Raw genomic sequence first — 21,309 nt, 5'->3', positions numbered from 1 at the left:
GGTTCACGGTGAGGTCGGAACCCACGACGATCGCCCGGACGCCTCGGCCACCTCCGCCCCGGCCTCCTCGGCACGCTGATTCGCCTGCCTTGGGTCGGAAACGCCTGCCTTCTTTCACTTCGCCTGCCCAACAAGACAGGCGAGCCGTCGTCAAGGCAGGCGAACCCCACCCAAGACAGGCGAACCCGCGACAAGGCAGGCGAAACCATCACGGTCACGAATCGCCGTTCTGCTTCGGTGGCAGCGTTGACATCGCGGGCTCGTGGAGGCAAGGCGGCGGTTCATGCTCACCTCTCGTCGCGGCCCACGCCGCGATGCACGTGGGCCTCCCCCGCCGGGGCCTCAGTCCGCGTCGGGGATGATCTCGGCGCCGAGCTCGGTGGTGAGGAGTCGGGCGGCGAGGGTGTCCGGGTCCTCGAGGTCCTGGTCGTCCTCGGCGACCTCGGGCTCGACCTCCGGGGGCGGGGGCGGGCTCGGGGCCGGACGTCGCGACGAGGCCGGGGGCTCCGGGGCGGACGGCTGCTCTGCCGGAACGCGCACCTCCTGCGGCCGCGGCTGCTGGGGCGGCGAGGGCGTCGGGGTGATGGGGGGCGGGGTCTCGCCACCCATGATCGCCTGCACCCTGAACTCCACCCCGATCACCTGGACGATCGCCTCCACGAGGAGGTCCCCCACCCCGGAGGAGCTGAAGTTCTCCCTCGCCCCGGCGTCGGAGAAGCCGAGGAGCAGCTGCCCGTCGGAAACGTCGAGCACCTGGGCGTGCCGCGACAACATGATGTGGGCGAACCGGCGACGCCGCTTGACCTCCTCCAGGATGCTCGGCCACACCTGACGCAACTCCGGGGTGGTCATGGCCCCACCCCCCGCCGGGCGGGCGGTCCGCTGCTCCGACTGGGGCGGGGCGGCGGGCGCGGGGACATCGCGACTGCCGGGAGGCGCCCCGGCCGGGCGTCGCTGCGGCCGGGATCCCGACGTCGGCTGGGGTGCGGGCTGCGCGGGAGGGGGCGTCGGCGCGGGCGGCGGGGGCGCTTCCGGGGCCGACGGGGCGGGCTGACTCGGCGCCGGCGGGGCAGCCGGTGGTATGGGCGCGGCGGGGGCCTGGGCCGGTGCAGCGGGCGGGGCCACGGGGGCGGGAGCCTCGCCCATCATCCCGACGCGACGCTCCAACCGATCCATGCGGGCGTGGAGGCCCCGCTCGTCGGTGTCGGCGCCGGGCAGCAGCACCCTGGCGCACATGAGTTCGAGGTGGAGCCTCGGGGCCGTGGTGCCACGCATCTGGGTGAGCCCCGTCGCGATGACCTCGGCGGCGCGGGTCAGCTCTCCCGCCCCCATGCCCGCCACCTGTGTGGCGAGGCGCTCGGCCTGGTCGGCGGGGACGTCGAGCATCCCGGTCTCGGCGGCCTGCGGGACGGCGGCCAGGATGACGAGGTCACGGAGACGACGCAGCAGGTCCTCGGCGAAACGACGCGGGTCCTGCCCCACCTCGATGACCTTGTCGATGGAGCGGAACACCCCGGCACCGTCCCCGGCGGCGAAGGCGTCGACGATCTCGTCGAGCAGCGCGTCGGGGGTGAAGCCGAGCAGCGCGGCCGCCTGGTCGTGGGAGACCCCCGCCTCCCCCGCCCCGCCGAGGAGCTGGTCGAGGATCGACAGGGAGTCACGCACCGAGCCGCCACCGGCGCGCACCACCAGCGGCAGGGCGGCGTGATCCACCGCCACCCCCTCGGAGGCGCAGATCTCGGCGAGGTACTCACCCAGCAGGCGCGGCGGGACGAGGCGGAACGGGTAGTGGTGGGTGCGGGATCGGATGGTCCCGATCACCTTCTCCGGCTCGGTGGTGGCGAAGACGAACTTCACGTGCGGCGGCGGCTCCTCCACCAGCTTCAGCAGGGCATTGAAGCCCTGCTGGGTCACCATGTGGGCCTCATCGATGATGTAGATCTTGTAGCGGCTGTGCACGGGGGCGAAGAAGGCACGTTCCCTGAGGTCGCGAGCGTCGTCGACGCCACCGTGGCTGGCCGCGTCGATCTCGATGACGTCGATGCTGCCGGGGCCGCCGCGGGCGAGGTCGGTGCAGGAGCGGCACTCGCCACAAGGGGTGGAGGTCGGGCCCTGCTCGCAGTTGAGGCAGCGGGCGAGGATGCGGGCTGAGGTGGTCTTGCCGCAGCCGCGGGGCCCGGAGAAAAGGTAGGCGTGGTTGACGCGGTTGTTGTCGAGGGCCCGCATGAGGGGGACGGTGACGTGCTCCTGCCCGATCACCTCGGCGAACGAGTCGGGCCGGTAGCGACGGTAGAGGGCCAGCGGCAGGGCGGCCTCCGTCGTCGGCGCGGGCTCGGCGGTCACGGACGGGACCGCCGACGGGGTCGAGGGTGCTGCGACCTCCGGCTCCTCCTCGGGCTCGTCGAACAATCCCGGGCCATCCTGCTCGAAGGCGGGCTCGTCGAACAGCCCCGGGCCCTCCTGCTCGGGGGCGGGGGCGTCGAAGTAGTCGTCGAGAGGGGCGTACTCGTCCTCGATGCCGTCGTACTCGTCTTCCACGCCCCCCACCTTAGAGGGTGCGCGGACGGGGGATCGTCACGGTGGCCCCTGGCAAGGCGGACGACGAGGAGCACCCTGGATCGTGGCAGTCGAGGAGGTCCGCGGCGGTCGTCCGGGTGATACCCGAGCGCGGACCTCCCCCCGGCGTGCACGAACCGCCGCTTTACTTCGGCGAGCCCGCGTTTGAAACGTTTTAGGCGAAGCAGAACGGCGGTTCGTGACCGAGAAGAGGCCGCGGGGCCAGGCCGTGGGACGTCCTGGGCCACCGTCGGCCGGACATGAAAAAGGGCCCCTCGCGCACCCGGAAGAGCTCACTTACCCTTGCTGCCTTCCGGCCCTGGGGGAGTTGGGCGAGATACCGCCGCGCGAGGAACCTTCCCCCAGTCTACACACTGGGACGGCCCTCACCGCCACCGCCCGGACCCGGCATCATCGCCTTGGAGGTTGAGCGATGAATCCTGTCCTCATCGCGGTCGTCGTCATGCTGGCGCTGGCCCTGCTCCGTGTCCACGTGGTCCTGGCACTGTTCGTCGGCGCCGTCGTCGGCGGGCTGCTCGCCGGGGTCGGCCTGGAGGCGACGATGGTCGCGTTCCAGACCGGACTGGGCGACGGCGCCAAGATCGCGCTGTCCTACGCGCTGCTCGGCGCCTTCGCCATGGCCGTGGCCCATTCGGGGCTGCCGCAGCTCCTCGCCGACGCGCTCATCTGCCGACTGAGCGGTCAGGACGCCGCCGGTCGCGCCGCGTTCTGGGTGAAGTGGGGCATCATCGGCGGGGTCGTCGCGATGGCGGTGATGAGCCAGAACCTCATCCCGGTCCACATCGCCTTCATCCCGCTGCTCATCCCGCCCCTGCTGGCGATCATGACCCAGCTCCGCCTCGACCGTCGCGCCATCGCGTGCGCGCTGACCTTCGGGCTCGTCACGACCTACATGTTCCTGCCACTCGGTTTCGGGAAGATCTTCCTCGAGGATATCCTGCTGAAGAACATCGCCGCCGCCGGGATGGACGTCGCGGGCGTCAACGTCATGGCCGCCATGGGGATTCCCGCGCTCGGGATGGTGGCGGGGCTCGTCGTCGCCCTGCTCGTCACCTACCGCAGGCCCCGCGACTACACGCCCGTCGACGACGAGGTCCGCGCGACCACCGTCGTCAGCCGCCCCAAGGTGATCATCGCGGTGGTGGCAATCCTCGGCTCCTTCGCCGTCCAGACATGGCTGACGGCGAGCGACTCGAAGGCGGACTCCCTCCTCGTCGGCGCGCTCGTCGGCCTGTTCATCTTCGTCGCGACGGGGGCGGTGCGGGTCCTGGAGGCCGACGAGGTGTTCACGGCCGGGATGCGCATGATGGCCCTCATCGGTTTCATCATGATCACCGCCCAAAAGTTCGCCTCCGTCATGAAGGCGACCGACCGGATCGGCCCCCTCGTCGAGGGCAGCGCCGCCCTGGTCGGGGACAACAGGGCCGCCGCGGCCCTCGCGATGCTGCTCGTCGGACTGCTGGTCACGATGGGCATCGGCTCGTCGTTCTCGACGCTGCCGATCATCGCCGCCATCTACGTGCCGCTGTGCGCGACCCTCGGCTTCTCCCCGCTCGCGACGGTCTCGATCATCGGCACCGCCGGGGCGCTCGGCGACGCGGGCTCCCCCGCCTCCGACTCCACGCTCGGCCCCACCGCGGGTCTCGGCGCCGACGGCCAGCACGACCACATCCGCGACACCGTCATCCCCACCTTCCTCCACTTCAACCTGCCATTGCTGGCCGCGGGTTGGGTCGCCGCCATGGTGCTGTGACCCAGGCCATTTGCGACCCCTGACCCCCTACGGTAGGGTTCTTCCTTGGAGGATTCGCCTAGAGGCCTATGGCGCTCGCTTGGAAAGCGGGTTGGGTTCACGCCCTCACGAGTTCGAATCTCGTATCCTCCGCCAGACAACAACTGCTCGAACCCTCGGTGACGACACCGAGGGTTCGTTGCGTGTCAGGGGCACGTTCAGTCCCGCCCGGCTTGCCTGTGAACCCGCGGCTCTGGACCCCCTCTTCTCCGCTGCTCACACCGGACCGCGAGCGTCAGCGAGTCATCAGTGTCGAGCCCTCTTGCGCGCAGCGCTGGAGGTGGAGCTGGGGCTGGAACCCCCGGGGTCTCGACACCGGCTCCTTCGCAGGCCTCGGCCCCGGTGCAAGCAGACCAGCTGCCTGACCATCTGGCTGGCAGTGAACCAGCTTCTTCCCATGGACGAGACATCCGGGTCACGCCTAGGTTGGCGTTGACGATGAGGCGCTGGTGTCGACCCGTGGCGGTCATGCTGGTTGCGGTGTGTCTGTTGGTGGCTGGGTGTGTCTCGGAGTGGGATCGGGGAATGCAGGCACTGAAGGCCGACCCGATGGCCTCGGCGACCTGGGAGGGCTTGGAGTTGCTCAATGCTGAGGAGACGACCAACGAGGGACACAAGCCACCCGGGCCCAGTATCACCCGGTGCTACAAGCTGACGATCCCCGTCGATGAGGCATTTTCCAAGGTCCTTGAAACCGCCGAGGAGCATGGGTGGGTTGAAGACGCTGGTGTGAGGACGAACCGGGAAGCTGTGGCCAGGAAAACTATCAATGACGCCGTAGCTTCAGTGCTCCTCAGCGCTCAGCATCAAGTATGTGACGAAAATCCTTACTCTCAGTTTCAGATCATTATCCACTATCGATGAAAGGGCCTGTCGTGTTTACCCGATTCGCCGCGCCGAGTGTGCTGGTGTTTGCTGTATTGCTTCTGGTGATGCTGCCTCCGACTCGCGCTGCTGCTGATGAGCAGAATCCCGCGGGCGGGCTGAGCATGGTTTTGTTGGGGGATTCGTATTCCGCAGGAAATGGTGCTGGTTTCTACGACAGCTCCCCTGCTGGGACATATCGCAGTCCCCTTAACTGGGCGCACGAGTACAGAAAGTGGCTGGTTGAGCAAGGGGTTGCCGCGCGCTTGGTCAACTTGGCTCACTCTGGACATACCACCGAACAGCTACTCAAGGAGCAAGTCCGAGAAATCCCTTCGGATGTCGACATCGTGATGTTGACGATCGGCGGAAATGACATCAACTTCGAGAAAGTCATTGAGAAGTGCTTCGCTTTGCATTACCGCCATCCACTGGAGTGCAAGGAGGTTGTCGAGGGCGCACGGAGCGCCATCCGCGATCCCGGCCCCGAGGGTATCGTGGCTCGGACGATCAAGGCGCTCGATGCAATCAATGCCAAGGCGGTGTCCATGGGCCGGAAGGGAGTGCAGATCATCTTGGTCAGCTATCCGAACCTACTGCTGCCCGACAGCGATGAGAAGTACATTCTCCACGAGTGCTTGAAATGGGAAGGGCTGTCTTGTCTCGAGTATGGTGAGTATGCAGCAGGAACAGCCATCCTTGAGGCCGGAAAGGAAATGGCCAATGCTCAGCACGAGGCAGTGAGCAAGTGGAATTGGTTGGTGAATTCTGTCCCGGGAAACTCTGCCAAGGCGCGCTACATCGACTCCATACCCGAACGTTTCCTTTGGCATGAACCCAACCCCAGTGTCTTGGCCAAGAACAGCAAGCGTTGGATCAACGAGTTCTTTGAAACCATGGGAGTAAAAAGCAGGTTCGATGAAACTGCCTCCGTTCCATCTTTCGACAAGATGGAATGGTATCACCCGAATCGCACTGGGCACAAAGAGATCGGCAAGGCTCTTTCTGAAGATGTTGGCATTCCGCGCGTTCGTCGACAGGAACTTCCGCCGAACTCTTCCGATGCTGAACCTGATGCGCGGGAGCGGAAGTCGATGCTCGCTTGGATTCAAGGGCCGTATGCGCATCCCATCGGTGAGACGCTTTTGTTGGATGCCACTGGCTCGTACAGTGCCAACGGGGCGATCATCAAGTATGAGTGGGATCTGGATGGCGACAAGAAGTTCGACCGCACCACCAAGGGTCCGTATCTGACCTACGTCTGGAGCCAGGAGTTCGTCGGTGACATCACTGTGAGGATCACCACCGACACCGGAGCCACCGCCACCGGGACCACGGAGGCGATGATCACCAACGATGGTGACTCCACCCCGTACGCCAAGGACAACTGCCCTGAGGTGAACAACCACGGACAAACCGATTACGACGGTGACGGTATCGGTGATGAGTGTGACCCGACACCGGGGTATCCGACCGAGGATCGGCCGGGCGTTGGTGAAGGGCCTGCGCCAGCCCCCGATCCTGTGCCCTCGCCCAGTCCGACGCCTTCACCGCCGCCTACTACCTCGCCGAGCGCATCCCCGACGTCAAGTCCGTCGCCGACGCCCTCCCAGACGCCGTCGGTGGCTCCCTCACCGAGCCTGTCTCCGTCGGCCACGGCATCGCCCGAGCCTTCGGTCTCGCCCTCAGCCTCGCCGAGTGTGTCGCCTTCGGTGGAGCCGAGTGTGACGGTTGCGCCCACGGTCTCGCCGTCGGAGAGCGTGTCGCCGTTGCCGTCGGTGACACCAAGCACCTCACCAACAGGGCCAGCACCAAGCGCCACTGCCGCGCCCACGGTGACCGGCCCGCCCACGTTCAGCCCGGAGCCGACGGGTACTCCGCTGCCGACGGTCTCACCAACATCCAACCCGCCGGTGCCACCTTCGCCAACAAGTGCACCGGCACCAACAACGCCACAACCGACGACCCCGGAACTGCCAGGAGTCCCGGTTCCGTCGCGGCCGGCGTCTCCTGGACCGGATAGGCCGCGACCAGGGCTGCCCAACACCGGGGCGTGAGCTGAAGGTCTTGTGCCGGTCGAGCAGATAGGGGCTTGACCGGCACCCCGGAGAAGGCTTGCTAGCATTGCTGTCAGGAGGCACCGATGGCGACACTGACGATCCGGCAGCTCAACGACCGCACACACGCCCGCCTGCGCCGTCGCGCGGCACAACACGGCCGCTCCGTCGAGGCGGAGGTCCGAGCCATTCTGGACTCCGCCGTGGGGCAGCCGAAGGAGAACATCCTACTCAGCCTGCACGCCGCAATGTCCGGGGCAGGCGGCGTCGATCTACACCCCGTCGATCGCTCCGACCTGCCCCGCACCGTCGAACTCACGTGATCATCGCGGACACCAACGTCGTGTCGGAGTTCATGAAGGACTCCCCCAACCACGACGTTCTCACGTGGGCGAGCACCCTGGACCCAGCCGATCTGACAATCAGCGTCATCACAGTCGAGGAGATCGAACGAGGTATCGGTCGCCTGCCTCATGGACGTCGGCGCAGCACACTCGAACAGCGGTGGCACAGCTTCCTCGACGCCCACCGCGACACCATCGCCGTGTACGACCTTGACGCCGCCCGGGCCACTGCGCATGCAGTGGTGGACGCACTTGGCAGGGGTCAACCCCTCTCCTTGGCCGACGCCCAGATCGCGGGGATCTGCCTGGCGATGGGGGCAACGCTCGCCACCCGCAACACGAAGGACTTCGCAGGCATCCCAGGACTCACGCTCACCAATCCGTTTGCCTGAACACCACGCAAACACAACGCCAGCGTTGACGTCTCCCGGGGGTTCATGCCCCACTGGCCCCTCTGCCAGACTGGCCCCATGACCAACGCACCACCCGGGATCAGATGTGTGGCATGGTCCCCCGACGGCAGCCGCGTGGCGGGCGGCACCTGGGAGGCCGAGGTGATCGTCTGGGACCCCCGCACCGGCGAGGTGCTCCAGGAGCTCATCCACTCCGACCAGCCCGCCGTGCAGCAGGCCGGCTCCATGGAGGTCGTCGCGTTCAGTCCCGATGGGGAGCGTCTGCTCAGCGGCCACGAGACGGGCTCGTTGGTGATCTGGGACGCGGCGGGCAACGCGACGCTTCGGCTTGAGCTCCCCGACTTCCTGGCCAGCGCCGGATGGAGCACCGACGGTGGCCACGTCTGGGCCCTGACCCAGGACGATCAGCTGCTGCTCTTCGACGCCACCACCGGGGCCCGCACCACGCTGCGGAGTTCCCGGCCGTGAGCACCCCGCCAGCCGGGGTGTACGAACACCTCACCGAGACCTCCCGTCACACCGGCCGCCCGGTACGTGAGGTGGCGCTGGAGTGGGCGCACGGAGTCGACGGGGACTGGAGTTGGTGGGTTCCGGCGGGCGACATCGTCATCGCGATCCTCAATCCGCACCAGGATCGGGCCTCTCTCGACGACGCCACGGTACTCGCCGTCGAACTCATGACGGACACCGCCTGGCCCGCCTGGGTGCGGGCTGCTCTGGCCTGGCGTTACGCCGTCACGGTGCGTCGCGGATATGCGAGCGAACCCGACGACGACCCCGACCGCCGGGCCTGGCTGACCGGGCTGCTCGAGGACTGGGACGAGGCGGAGCACATGGTCTGGGAGGAGATCGCCTGGCCGGGCCCCTTCGCCGACGACGCCACCTCGCAGTGGGGGCCGTATCGGCTCCGCTGGTTCGAACTGCAGGAGCGGCTCGCGGCCCAGCAGGTCGCCTGGTGTCGCGCCCGGCTGGCGGATCCCACCGTCCGCGGGGTCGAGCTTGGGCTGGTCCTGCGTCGCCTCTGGGACGTCGGCGAGCTCACCGACCAGGACCTGCTGGCGCTCGCCCCGGGCTGGCGCGGCAGGTTCCTCCGGCAGTTCGACAGCGACCCGTTCTCCGGGCTGGGTGCCTGCGTGGTCTACGGGATGGCGTTGGCGGAGTTCGGCATCGCCGCCCCGATCTTCGAGCACATCCGGGAGCATCGCCGTCGCTGGGAGACCAGCGTCCACGCGCCGCTGGTCGGCTGGTACGGCACCCCCGAGGAGGTCGACGAGCTGTGGGAGAGGGCTCTGCGTCCCGGCGCCGATCCGCGGGTGGTGCTGGGTGCGACGGCGGGTCGCGCCCGGCTGGAGGGCATCCCGCTGGCCCGGGCCTGCGACCTGGCCGCCGCCGAGGCGGGCCGTCACGACCCGTTCCTGAGGGTCGCGCTGGCCCACGGCGGGCGGCCCCGGCTGTGGGCGCGCGACATCGACACCGACCCGCGACGGAGCGCCCGGGCCGCGGAGCTCGCCGCCGATGACTCGCTGAGCGAGGGGTTCCGGGCCGCCGCCAAGGGGCTGCAATGTTGAGGCTCCCGGGGATCTCCTCGGCGTCGTTCAGCCCCGTGACGGACGCGCTGGCCCTGCTCTTCGACGACGGTGTGCTGCAGGTTCGCCACGGCGACCGGCTCCACCTGGAGGTCGCGACGGGACTGTTCGGGATTCACGGCCCGCGTCACGCCTGGAGCCCGGACGGCAGCCACATCCTGGTGGCCGATGCCGTCACGACCCAGGTGCGCGACGCCACCACGGGAACCCTGATCTCGACCTGGGACGCCTTGTCCGGGTTCTTCGCGACCTCCTGGAGTCCGGACGGTGGCCTCGTCGCCAGCGGCGGTGAGGATGGCTGCACGATCTGGGATCCGCGCACCGGACGTCCCCGTCGATGCCTGACGCCCGAGGGGGTCGTGACCTGGACGGCGTGGTCCCCCGACGCGGCGGTGCTGGCGACCGGGATCCTCCTGGCCGACGACGACTTCGAGGTCGCGTTCTGGGACACGCGTACCGGGCGGCAGCTGCGCATCCTCACCGAGGTCCACTGGGGCGAAACCGCTCTCTGGACCCCCGACGGCACCAGGATCCTCACCCACTGCGAGGAGGGCAGTTACGTCCAGGAGATCGACACGACCTCCTGGGAGGTTCGCCGCGGGGTGGAGGTCCGCGACTTCCACTCCCACACTTCACCGGATTGGCATCCCACGGGCACGGTCGCAGCCACCGGGGGCAGTGACGGCACGGTCAACATCTGGGACCTGGCCTCGGGACGACGGCTCCACCGCATCCCGGCACACGACAGCGACGTCCACCACGTCGAATTCAACGCCGACGGCTCCCGCCTGCTGAGCATCGCCGACGACGACACCGCTCACATCTGGACGTTTGGAGGGTGCCGGTAGCCTCTCGGACAGGGTGATGGGAGCGATCTCACAGGAAGGCTCTGCTCATGCGTGTCGGTGAACTGGGTTTCGTGATACTCACAGCCCTGCTGATGGTGATGGTCATCTGGTGGCCGGTCCGTCCCGGGCTCCGGCTCCGGGTGACGCAGACGGTGATCGCAGTGACGGCCGTGGTTCTGGTGCTGCATCTCATCCTGGAGTTCCCGCGCTTCCTGCTGCTCCCCGCAGCCGTGGTCTTCACCGTGCTGGTGGCGGTGACCTGGCGACGGGCCGCCCGGCTGGACTCGGAACGCGGCGGCGGGAAGCGGTGGGTCACCGTGGCACGACGCTCGGCTGCGACCCTCGTCGGAGGAGCCCTGGTGGCGACCAGCGGGGTGGCGGTGTGGGCGCTGCCGGTGCTCACACCGCCCGCAACGAGTGGCCCCTACGCCGTGGGAGCACACAGTGAGGTGTTCGTCGACGAGAACCGGACGGAGCCGCGGATCACCACCGCCACCCTGCCACGCAGCATTCCCGCCACCATCTGGTATCCGGCCGAGGCGACCGAGGGCCAGAGGCCGCTCGGCTACGACCCGGAGGTCCCCGAGGCGCTGACCGCCAACCTGAGCGCTCCAGCGGTGGTCCTCGGCCACCTGCAACGGATCAGCACGAACACCTTCCAGGACGCGCAGCCCGCATCGGGCAGGTTCCCGGTGCTGCTCTACTCCCCCGGGTTCGGCTCCACCCGCTACGAGAGCATGGCGCTCATCACCGAGTTGGTCAGCCACGGTTACGTCGTGGTGGGCATGGACCATGCGGGAACCTCGGGCGTCGTCACGGCCCACAACGGTGAACGAATCCTGGCGGATCTGGAGACAATGGATTCCGGGGACGATTCAGCAGGATTGGTCGAGGAGCGGGCGCAGGACGCCAACGTCGTGCTCGACTCCCTGTCAAGCACGAAGTTGGCGGAGACGATGGATCTGGATCGGGTGGGCATGCTCGGGTTCTCCTTCGGCGGAGCGACAGCAGCCGAGGCGCTGCGCACCGATCCCCGGGTTCAGGCAGCCCTGAACATCGACGGCCCCTTCCACGGCAACGTCACGCAGGAAGCAGTGGGCAAGCCCCTGATGACACTGCACCATGACCCGGGCACGCACCCGCCGGAGGAGCAGCCGGAGGTCCTGCACTACCAACAGGACGAGAATGATCTGATCCGGGGGTTGAACGGAACGAACTACCACGTGGCGACGGTGCAGAGGACGCAGCACCCGAGCTTCAACGACACCTTCGCCGTCGTACCCCTGATGGGCAACGGGCTGCTGCCCCACACCCGCATGGTCGAACTGCTGCGCCCCCTCATCCGCGACTGGTTCGACCACCAGCTGCGGGGCGAACCGTTGCGCATGGTGGGCAAGGATCTGCCTGAGTATCCCGAGATCGTGTGGCAGAACTGAGACGGAGCCTCCGGCTCGGCGTGACGGAGGTCGTCGACGAACAGCACCCGCCACCGTGGCATAGGGTTGGGCCATGGAACAACGGCGTATGGAACGGCTCGGGGTCGACACATCGGTCATCGGGTTGGGCTGCTGGCAGCTCGGCGGGGACTGGGGCGAGGTGAGCGAGGACCACGCGCTGGCCACCCTGCATGCGGCCGTGGACGCCGGGGTCACCTTCCTCGACACCGCCGATGTCTACGGCGACGGTCGCAGCGAGCAACTCGTCGGGCGGTTCCTGCGCGAGCGGGGCGATGACTCCCTCACCGTCGCGACCAAGATGGGTCGGCGCGCCAACCCGCACGTCGCAGAGGAGTACAACGGCGCCAACTTCCGCGCCTGGAACGACCGTTCCCGTGCCAATCTCGGGGTTGACACCCTGGACCTCGTCCAGCTGCACTGCCCGCCGACACCCGTCTACAGCACCGACGCCGTCTTTGACGAGCTCGACGCGATGGTCGAGGAGGGCCGTATCAAGGCCTACGGCGTCTCCGTCGAGACCGTCGACGAGGCCCTCACGGCGATCGCCCGCCCCAACGTGGTGAGCGTCCAGATCATCCTCAACGCGTTCCGACGCAAGCCCCTCGAACGGGTGCTGCCCGCCGCCGCGGCGGCAGGGGTGGGCATCATCGCCCGTGTCCCCCTGGCCTCCGGTCTCCTGTCGGGCAAGTACGACGAGTCGACCCGGTTCGACCCCTCCGATCACCGCAGCTACAACCGCCACGGCGAGGCCTTCGACAAGGGCGAGACCTTCTCGGGGGTGCCCTACGACGTCGGCGTGGCCGCGGCACGTGAGGTCGCCGCGTTGACTCCGGAGGGGGCGTCGACGGCGCAGTTCGCGCTGCGGTGGATCGTCGACCAGCCCGGCGTGAGCGTCGTCATCCCCGGTGCGCGCAACCCGGAGCAGGCCAGGGCCAATGCGTTGGCGGGCTCGCTCGCGCCGCTGACCCAGCCGCAGCTCGATGCACTGGAGCGCATCTACGACGAGCGCATCCGTGAGCATGTCCACGCCAACTGGTGACGGCCGGGGTTCAGCCCCGCGCCCGCATCGCCGATCCGTTGCGCCACCAGATGGTTCCTTGGAGGAGCCCCTGGAGATCATGACCAAGGAGGATCTCCTTCGTTCTCTGAGGCCGTAGGATCTCGGCATGACAAGGCAGATCATCTCGCTGTTTCCTCACGGCAGCCATCCGTGGGCGGTGGCGTGCCGCGGTGATGGTCGGTTCCTGGCGGTCGGGTCGTACAGCCGCACGGTCACCGTCTGGGATCTTGCGAACCGTCGTCAGGCGCGCCTCCTGACCGACCATCCCGGCAAGGTGGATGCCGTCGTGTGGAGCCCGGATGGCGCCAACATCCTCACCTCGTCCCAGGGGAGGAGTTGGTTGTGGAGTTTCGCCACGGCGAAACAGCTGCGTGAGTTCCCGACCCCGGGGATTCCGGTGGCCTGGCGCGGGGACGTCATCCTGACCATGACCGTGAAGCGGGCGGTCACCGTCGACGCCGACGGCGAACTCCTCCACGACTTCAGGCCCCCGCCGCTGCTGATGTGGCGCGGCGCGTTGAGCCCTGACGGCACCCGGCTGGCCCTGATGGATGCCTCGATGCAGATCACGGTCCGTGACAGCCGTACCGGGGAGGAGGTCGGCGGCTTCCCCGCGGGAGACCACCTCCATGCCCTCGACTGGAGCCCCGACTCCCGGTATCTGGTGGGCAGCGGCGGAGCTCCCGCCCGAATCTGGGAGGCGTCCTCGGGGGAGCTGGTCCGGCAGCTGCCTGCCTCCGCACCGGTTCGGTTCAGCCCGGACGCCTCACGGCTGCTGGAGATCCCGAACGACGATCACCTGCGGATCCTGGACGCCGCCACGGGCGAGGAACTGCGCCGCCTCGACCTCGGGCAGTGGTGCCATTCCGCGATCTGGCACCCCGATGGCCGACACGTCATCGCCCAAACCAAGGATGGCAGCATCCAGCTGTGGGACATCCAACCCCGCCGCGCCAAACAGGTCGCGGTTCTCGGCGGCGACCACACCCCTGAGGCCAGCGAGAACCGGATCGTCTCGGCCTACTTCCGGCCCGGCGACGACGCGCTCACCACCGTGTCGGCCAACGGGAGGCTGCGGCTGTGGGGCGACGACGGCGCCCTGGTGAGCGAGGCCCGCAGCTCAGCGGAGCTGAGCAGTGGTCCGCAGAGCGCATGGAGCCCCGACGGCACCCGACTGCTGGTGTCCAACCGGTACCGCACCGAGGTGCGCGAGGTGCCAGCGGGACGACTGCTCTCCCACCGGGAACACCTGGAGAGCTGGTGGACGCTCACCTGGAGTCCCGATGGGACCCGGGTCGCGGGCGGCTGCGACATGTTCCGGGGCAAGGGCTGCTGGATCTGGGACCCCACCACCGGGGAAACCATCCACACCCTGCTCGGCAAGGATGTCGAGGCCACCTGGACCGCGTGGTCCCCCGATGGCGGGCAACTCGCCGTCGGGGTACTGCCGCCCGAGGGCGGGTTCGAGATCCGGGTGTGGGACACCCGCACCGGGGCACACCTGCGCACCTTCGACGGATTCGACTGGGGGTGTGCCGCCCGCTGGAGCCCCGACGGCACCCGCATCCTCGCTCAGGACATCGAGAACGGCCCCATCCAGGTGCTCGACGCCCTCACCGGGGAACTCATCCAGGGATTCGAACCCGATGATGTGGCGGACGAGGCCGCCTTCGACTGGGACCCGGCCACGAACACCGCCGCACTCAGCCGGGCCGACGGGGTCATCACGCTGTGGCGCCTCGACGACGGCGAGTGCCTTCAGGAACTGCGGGGCCACACCGGAGGGGTCGCCAGCGTCCAGTTCAACAGCGACGGCTCACGCCTGGTCTCCCACTCCGATGACCGCACCGTCCGGATCTGGGATGTCGCCACCGGCACACAGACCGGCTTCCAGATCGATTCGCTCCCCGAGGACCACTGGGTGGTCCGCTCCCCCGATGGCATCATCCGCCAGACCAGCCCCGGAGCCCACCGATGGTTGGCCGTCCAATGCATCGTCGACGGCGACACCGTCCTCCTCCCCGTCACCCCCTCGGACCTCCCGGCATGAGACTTGAGGTCACCCGATCCCCACGACGCGGCCCATCCGCTGTGAGCCCCGACGGGACGCGCGTCGCGACGGCGCACGCCCAACGTCAGGTGGTCGTGTGGGAGGAGGCCACCGGAGATGAGCTGTTCACCCTCACCACATCGGAGGCCGGTATGGGGCGGCCGGTCTGGAGCCCCGACGGCACCCGGATCCTCACCCTCACCTCCGGCGTGGCGAGGCTGTGGGACGCCACCGACGGCGCCCCACTCGGCGAGGTCCCGGCACTCCGGCAGGCCCGATCCGCGACCTGGGGCGAGGGCGGTGTCGTCGCGGACATCGACGGCGACCACATGATCTGCTTCGACGAGCACTGGGAGGAGGTCGTCCGCTGGCCCCTCCCCCACGACTGGGACCGGGCGAACCGGCCGAGCCCCGACGGCTGGCGGCTCGCCTTCATCGACGTCGATGAGCAGCTGAGCATCGTCGAGCTGCACGGCGGCGAGCTGGTCACGCGGCTGGGCCTCGCAGCGAACACCCTGGTCTGGCATCCGGAGGGGCGGCAGGTCGCAATGACGATCCCACGGGAGCGGCCCGACCACCGAACCGAGTGGGTCACCCAGGTGCTCGACCTCGACTCGCAGCAGCTGCTCCGCGAGATCCCCGGTCTGGTGGCACTGCAGGGTTTCAGCTTGGATGGCGGTCGGCTCGTCGTCCACGACGACGGCAGCGCGCGGGTCGTCGACATCGCCACCGGCGAATCGGCGGAGCTACCCGGCGAGGACGGCGACTGGGACGAGGTGCTCTGGCATCCGAGCGGGCGGCTGCTGCTACCGGCCGAGGAGCCGACGGTACCTGTCGCGGCCGCCTTCCGCGGGCGGGACGACGCCGTCGTGGTCCTCGATTCATCTGGTTCGGTGCAGCTCCAGGATCGCGAGGGGCAACAACTCGGCGGATTCAACGTCGGCGACAGGCCCGTGAGAGGTCTGTTGCAGCTCAGCCCCGACGGCACCCGGGTCCTGCTGGGATGCGGCGAGTCCCTTGAGGTGCGGGGTCTCGACGGGGACCTCGTGGCCGGACTCGACCACGATCCGTACCCGCAGGACGCGGCGTGGAGCCCGGATGGGACCCGGGTCATCAGTTCGGGACGTGACGGCACCGTCCGGGTCTGGGACGCGACCACGGGTGAGGTGCTGCACACCCTGCCTGGCGGGGTGCCCTACGGCCGCGTCGCTGTGGCGTGGTCGCCGGACGGGGCGGAGGTCATGGCGGGCCCCGTCAACGAGTCGGGGCGGTCGTTCCAGATCTGGGATGCGACCTCCGGGGATGCGGTACGGAGAGTGGCGGGGGTGGAGACCACGCACGAACTGCGCTGGAGCACCGACGGCGAGCTGATCCTCGGGTCACAGCTGGAGGGGGATTCCGGACTGCGCTGGGTCTCCTCGACCGGCCAGCCGCTGCCGCCCCTGGTGGTGCAGGACCCCGACGGGATGTTCGAGGACGGCTTCGACACCCCGTGGCTCGCGATCTGGGACCCGACCGGCACGAGACTCGCGACGGCGTGGGACGACTGCGTCGTCCGGGTGTGGACGCCGGGCTCCCCCGAACCGTCGCACGTGTTCGACGGCCACCTGAACCCGGTCACCCACATGGCCTGGGATGACTCCGGGGAACTCCTGCTCTCGGTCAGCGACGAGGCCGTGAAGCTGTGGAATGCGCCAGTTCTCCAGCTGCACTGAAAAGACGTGAGGCTCCCTCGCGGTGCCGTTCGTCACCCGGGTTGTCGTCGAGCCAGACGTTCCTGGGCTGCCCGGTGGATCTCGGCGATGCGGGCCTGCAGCTGCTCCTTGGGCGGGAGCGCGGTCCAGTACTCGGCGACCATGATGCCGTCCTTGTGCATCTCCAGCAGCTCGACCTGCTCACGGCTGGCCTCGGTGTACAGGATCAGGCCGATGGGGGCCTCCTCACCCTCATGGCGCTCATAGCGGTCGAGCCACTTCAGGTAGAGCTTCATCTGCCCCTCGTGGGCCGCCTTGAACCTGCCGACCTTGAGTTCGACGGCGATCAAACGGCGAAGCGGGCGGGAGTAGAACAGCAGATCCAGGTGGAAGTCGTCGTTGTCGATGGTGATCCGCTTCTGACGGGCCACGAAGGCCCAGCCATCGCCGACCTCGAGCAGGAAGGCCTCCATGTCCCTGGCGATGGCCCCCTCAAGGTCGCTCTCGGTGTGGGCCTCCTCGAGCCCCAGGAAGTCCAGGAAGTAGGGGTCGCGGAACAGATCGGTTGGGACGGCAGATCCTCCGGGGGTCTGTGCGTTGGCGATCTCCCGGCGCTCGAAACCCTGCCTCCCGATGAGCTCTCGCAGAGCCCTGACACTCAGCCGGGCGTTGACCGCCTGCTCTATGTAGAAGTCGCGGGTCTCTGCGCTGGGGACTGGTAGCAGGGTCTTGATGTGGCTCCAACTCAATTGTTGCGACAGTGTCGCCACAATCTCCGGGTCCGGGAAGACTTGGGCGAACTGGATCATCCGGTAGAGGTCAGCGCGCTTGAATCCGCGCCCGAAGCGCTCCGTCAATTGTTGCCCCAGTGAAGCGACAATCTGTTTATCGTAGTCAGCGCGGTTTTCGTGGAGTACCTCGATGTGGATCATGTGGCCGATCTGCCAGTTCATCATGGTCAGGGCGGCATTGGCTCGAGCAGCGACGTGGGTGCGGGTCTGGGTGATGAGCGCCGAGATCCGCTCCACCAGGGGACCCTCCTGGGGACCGGTGGGGAGAGGAAGTCCGGGTTCGGGCATGGTCATGGATCAATCATCGTCGAAGTCGAGGGACAGCGGGCCAGCGCTTTGGATTCGCCCCTTCAAGCGGTCTCAGTCTCACCGCGTCACTTCTCTGGTTCGCCCTGCGCTGTCCGCCTCAGCATCAAGCGGCTCATGCCCGTGAGTCTCCGGATCCGGGCGGCACTGATGCGTCCAGCGTCGAGGTGTTTCCGGATGGTCTCGACGAGGCGCTGAAGGGCCTCCTCCTCGCGCGCGCCACCGACGGTGGACGCCGCGGCCCACAGGTCTGCGGCCCAGACGATGGCGGTCTCGGGATGCTGGAGGTCGCATTCCTCACGGAGCCAGCTCCGCAGCTGCTGCCGGTGGTCGTCGTCGAGGTCGAGGAGCAGATCGTTGACCTCGCCACACCAACCGCGGTCATTGTTGGCGGTGAGATCACCCACGGGCACCGAACTCAGCTCGTGGCCGTTTCTCACCCAGAGGCACGAGAGCAGGATCTCCCCATCGAGATTCCACCAGCAGAACGGCCCGGCCGGGACGGACTCCCTGTCGAGGACGCCCCGGAACTCCACGCGCCCGTCACCATGCTCCCAACCGCCGGAGAGAATCAGTGAGACGGCCTCCCGGACCTGCTGCAGGGCAGCCCGCGCCTCCTCCGTCATGGGCCCGATACTACGAGCTATCGTGACTGCCCCTCACGGAGGGGAACCGTGGTCCGTTGGCCCGCTGGCCCCTTTTCCGCTGGTCGAGCCGGTTTCCAGAGCCTGCGAAGGAAACCGTGTCGAGCCCCCGCGAGACACCCACTCAACTCGAGCACCAGCACCGTGTGCCAGGGGTCTCGACACGGACGGCGCGCGGGCGCGCGGTCCGGCTCGACCAGCGGGGAATCAGCCACCCATCTGATGGATGGTGGCCAGCACTTCGCTGGCGATCTTGGCAGGGACGTGGGTCCAGGGAAGCTTGGTGAGGTCCTTCACCTCATCGGGGTCACCCCAACCAAGGTCGTCAGCCTCCTGAACTCCCGCCACCACGTACACCTCGACCAGGAGCTGGTCCTCCTGCTCCGCGAGAGACCCCATCCACATCCCATCCTCGTAGTGGGCGACGATGGTGAGGTTCGCGGTGGGGACGGGCAGGTAATGAACGGAGTACACCCCGGCGTCGTAGGCATTCCCGCGCAACCAGCCGTACTTGCCGAAGGCGCCGATGAGTTTCGCCGCCGGGATCTTGCCTTCGGGGATGCCCTGCAATTCCAGCTTCTCGCCCTGGCTGGTGGGCAGGGTGAAGGTGGGGCGGTCGAGTTGTTTGAACGGGGTGGTCAGCTCGTAGTCGGCCAACACCTCACCCCAAGCGCTGGCCTTCTCATCGGTCAGATCGAGCCGATGAACGATCCCGATACTGCCACCCTCGGGCACGGTGATGGGATCGTCATCGGTGTCGATGAGGGTGGCGTCCTCGTCGATGCGGGCGGTGGCCACCAAGGTACCGTCACCGTCCCGGATGGCCCAGATGACCCCGGCCAGCAGCCGACGCAGCACCGGATGCGGGGCAATGAACGCCGCATGATCGGCCGGGGTCCAACGACGGTCCTGGATCATCGCCTGCTCGAACCGACTGGTCTGGACCTTCACCAACGCCGTGAGATCCTTCTTCATCCCGGCATAGGCGGCCTTGGACTCCTTGGCCCGCTCGGGGTCGTCGCTCTTGTTCGGCGCGGGCAGACTGGTCAACACCTTCCCCGTCGGACGGTCCTGCGCATCCAACAGCCGGGCTGCGATCTTCCCATCCGGGGCCACGAAGGCCAGGAACCGACGAGACCCGTAGGAGAACACCCGGGTGCCACGCTCATCCAAGCCACCATCGGCCAGGATGCGGTCCTCCAACTCATCCCGGGTGAAGCCCCGCTGCGCGGCGATCTCATCCATCGCCTCCCCGGCCCGCTTCTTCAACGCAGCGAATTTCACCTTCGCCGCGATCCCCGAGATCGCCTGCAACGCCGCATCCGTGGCCACATTCCGCAGCGCCGTCAACCCCTTCACCGCACGCTGGTGCTGACTCTGCCCCGGCCACTGACGAATCAACGGAGTCAACTCAGCCACAAACTGGGAGTCCCCCAACCAGCCCGCACCCGTCAAACACCACGACTGCCGCGCCACCGCCCCCGAAGCCAACCACGCCCGGAACACCGCCACCGCAAACCGATCCCGACTGGTCACCTCGGCGCGGTCGCGTACCGCAGTGACAAGGGGGTGGTCGGTGTCGGTGCTGAGCGCCTGCACCACCTCACCCACCTGGACCGCCGAGAGCCGATGACCCTCCACCACCAACGGCGGCAACATCGCCAGATCGAAGGACACCGCTGGGGGTTTCGGCAGGCTGGTAGCGGCCTCGACCCACCAGCCGGTGTCGGCAGGCAACTCGGAGGTCTCCATCTCCGCCAGGACCTCCACCACCGTTGCCCGGGTCGACTCGGAGACCCCGGGCAGGAGGTCGCGCAACTGCTCGGCGGTGAGGGTGCGGAGGGTGGGCTTCAGCCGCTCCGCCCGGGCGGGGGTCAGGTGCGCCTTCAAGGCCTCGGGGATGTGGTGGTTCAGCCATTCGGTGGCAACAAGGGCCACCTTCGTGTCCAACAGATCAAGGAAGAACGGGGCCATCCCCGGGCCGTGAGCCACTGCAGCGACGCTGCGGGCAAAGGCCATCGCCTCCTCAGGACCTCGGCCCTCGCTGCTGATCTCACTCCTGAGCAGATCGAGCCCGTGGCGCCCCGTCGCGATCAGCCAAGGCACGACCTCGGTCCAGGTCAGGATTCGCAGCTTGTGCCTCGTGACGAACTCCACCCGTTCCTCAGGGGTGGACAGTAGGAGGGCAGCCAGTGGCGTGACCCAGTAATCCTTCTCCAAAGCCTGTTGTGGGATGTCCTCCAGAACCTGCCTTGCCTCCTCCGGCGAGAGGGCGCCCAGTGCGGCACGGATGAAGGGCCCCGTATGGGTGAAATCCCACACGCAGGGGGAATAGGTGTACATCGGCTCGGACAGGGGCGGGAGGGAATCCAGGATGCGCTGCCGCTCCTCCTCGGGCAGAGCCGTCAGGAGCGGGCGGGAGGCCAAGGCCTCAGGCAGGGCATCGTGCGCCCTCACCCACCCGGTCACAGCCGCTTCACGCACGCCACCCTTCAGCACCGCATTCAGCCAGTGCGGCAGCTCGATGTGGGGGTCTGACCTCTTCGCAGCAGCACGACGCTCCTCGAAGTGGTTGCGCCACCACTCCCGCCGCTCCGCGCTGGGCAGGGTGGTGAACAACGGCTCGATGGTCACGAGCGGCACCTCCCCCAGGTAGGCATCCTTCTTCTCAGGCGGGATCACCACCCGCGCGGCGCGCTCGGCCTCGATCTTGGGGTCGAAGGGCTCCGAATCCGCCTCGACGACGACCTCCCGGCTCAGGTCATAGGCCAACTCGAACGGCGTCACCCTCAGCCCCAGATCATCCGCCGCCGCATCCGAGACCAC

16 protein-coding genes, 1 tRNA gene and 1 other RNA gene are annotated in these 21,309 nt (G+C 68.0%); 13 read left to right on the top strand and 5 right to left on the bottom strand.

The annotated features are described in order from the left end of the window. Nucleotides 1-342: 342 nt before the first annotated feature. The gene (locus EII35_RS06180) at nt 343-2,538 is read right to left on the bottom strand and encodes a DNA polymerase III subunit gamma and tau (protein ID WP_395858230.1); all 2,196 of its coding nucleotides are present in this window, start codon (nt 2,536-2,538) and stop codon (nt 343-345) included. A 281-nt stretch (nt 2,539-2,819) separates the two neighbouring features. After that, nucleotides 2,820-2,916: signal recognition particle sRNA small type (ffs, locus tag EII35_RS06175), an RNA gene on the bottom strand. A 73-nt stretch (nt 2,917-2,989) separates the two neighbouring features. On the opposite strand from ffs, the gene EII35_RS06170 reads away from it, so the two are divergent. From EII35_RS06170 to EII35_RS06110, 13 genes are all read left to right on the top strand, one after another. Next, nucleotides 2,990-4,330 (top strand): Na+/H+ antiporter family protein, encoded by a 1,341-nt coding sequence (locus tag EII35_RS06170; RefSeq protein WP_125227588.1) that lies wholly within the window; start codon nt 2,990-2,992, stop codon nt 4,328-4,330. Nucleotides 4,331-4,377: 47 nt separating this feature from the next. Next, nucleotides 4,378-4,465: transfer RNA gene (locus EII35_RS06165), tRNA-Ser, on the top strand. A gap of 429 nt (nt 4,466-4,894) precedes the next feature. After that, nucleotides 4,895-5,233 (top strand): hypothetical protein, encoded by a 339-nt coding sequence (locus EII35_RS06160; protein WP_125227587.1) that lies wholly within the window; start codon nt 4,895-4,897, stop codon nt 5,231-5,233. A gap of 11 nt (nt 5,234-5,244) precedes the next feature. Continuing rightward, nucleotides 5,245-7,290, top strand: coding sequence for a GDSL-type esterase/lipase family protein (locus tag EII35_RS06155; protein ID WP_185744207.1), 2,046 nt, complete (start codon nt 5,245-5,247; stop codon nt 7,288-7,290). An 86-nt stretch (nt 7,291-7,376) separates the two neighbouring features. Then, the gene (locus EII35_RS06150) at nt 7,377-7,613 is read left to right on the top strand and encodes a FitA-like ribbon-helix-helix domain-containing protein (protein WP_125227585.1); all 237 of its coding nucleotides are present in this window, start codon (nt 7,377-7,379) and stop codon (nt 7,611-7,613) included. Continuing rightward, complete coding sequence (locus tag EII35_RS06145; protein WP_125227584.1) at nt 7,610-8,026, top strand: type II toxin-antitoxin system VapC family toxin; 417 nt, start codon at nt 7,610-7,612, stop codon at nt 8,024-8,026. The genes EII35_RS06150 and EII35_RS06145 overlap by 4 nt, the downstream gene beginning before the upstream one ends. 78 nt (nt 8,027-8,104) lie before the next feature. Continuing rightward, nucleotides 8,105-8,515: a WD40 repeat domain-containing protein gene (locus tag EII35_RS06140; protein WP_185744210.1), complete on the top strand. Its 411-nt coding sequence runs from the start codon at nt 8,105-8,107 to the stop codon at nt 8,513-8,515. After that, entirely contained in the window at nt 8,512-9,615 is a 1,104-nt protein-coding gene (locus EII35_RS06135) for a hypothetical protein (RefSeq protein ID WP_125227582.1), read from the top strand. The genes EII35_RS06140 and EII35_RS06135 overlap by 4 nt, the downstream gene beginning before the upstream one ends. Further along, a complete protein-coding gene (locus EII35_RS06130; RefSeq protein ID WP_125227581.1) occupies nt 9,609-10,481 on the top strand; it encodes a WD40 repeat domain-containing protein in 873 nt (290 codons plus the stop codon). Before EII35_RS06135 ends, EII35_RS06130 begins: the two co-directional genes overlap by 7 nt. 47 nt (nt 10,482-10,528) lie before the next feature. Then, a complete protein-coding gene (locus tag EII35_RS06125; RefSeq protein ID WP_125227580.1) occupies nt 10,529-11,917 on the top strand; it encodes an alpha/beta hydrolase family protein in 1,389 nt (462 codons plus the stop codon). A gap of 73 nt (nt 11,918-11,990) precedes the next feature. Beyond that, nucleotides 11,991-12,977 carry an aldo/keto reductase gene (locus EII35_RS06120; RefSeq protein WP_125227579.1) on the top strand — a complete coding sequence of 329 codons (987 nt, stop codon included), beginning with the start codon at nt 11,991-11,993 and terminating at the stop codon, nt 12,975-12,977. Between the two features lie 127 nt (nt 12,978-13,104). Beyond that, complete coding sequence (locus EII35_RS06115; RefSeq protein WP_125227578.1) at nt 13,105-15,048, top strand: WD40 repeat domain-containing protein; 1,944 nt, start codon at nt 13,105-13,107, stop codon at nt 15,046-15,048. Beyond that, on the top strand, nt 15,045-16,763 hold the full coding sequence (locus tag EII35_RS06110) for a WD40 repeat domain-containing protein (protein WP_185744206.1): 1,719 nt from the start codon (nt 15,045-15,047) through the stop codon (nt 16,761-16,763). The genes EII35_RS06115 and EII35_RS06110 overlap by 4 nt, the downstream gene beginning before the upstream one ends. Before the next feature lie 32 nt (nt 16,764-16,795). On the opposite strand, the gene EII35_RS06105 is transcribed toward EII35_RS06110, so the two are convergent. The 3 genes from EII35_RS06105 to EII35_RS06095 form a co-directional block, all read right to left on the bottom strand. Beyond that, nucleotides 16,796-17,827, bottom strand: a complete 1,032-nt coding sequence (locus EII35_RS06105; RefSeq protein WP_125227576.1) for a PDDEXK nuclease domain-containing protein — start codon at nt 17,825-17,827, stop codon at nt 16,796-16,798. A gap of 80 nt (nt 17,828-17,907) precedes the next feature. Beyond that, complete coding sequence (locus tag EII35_RS06100; protein ID WP_125227575.1) at nt 17,908-18,465, bottom strand: hypothetical protein; 558 nt, start codon at nt 18,463-18,465, stop codon at nt 17,908-17,910. Between the two features lie 225 nt (nt 18,466-18,690). Next, a partial coding sequence (locus tag EII35_RS06095; RefSeq protein ID WP_148098934.1) for a DUF4132 domain-containing protein occupies nt 18,691-21,309 on the bottom strand: 2,619 nt, incomplete at its 5' end.

It is taken from the genome of Arachnia propionica, from assembly GCF_003932785.1.
In the GTDB taxonomy this organism is placed as follows: Bacteria; Actinomycetota; Actinomycetes; order Propionibacteriales; family Propionibacteriaceae; genus Arachnia; species Arachnia propionica_B.
Note: the sequence above shows the minus strand (reverse complement) of the source record. Positions and strands in the feature narration are given on the sequence as shown.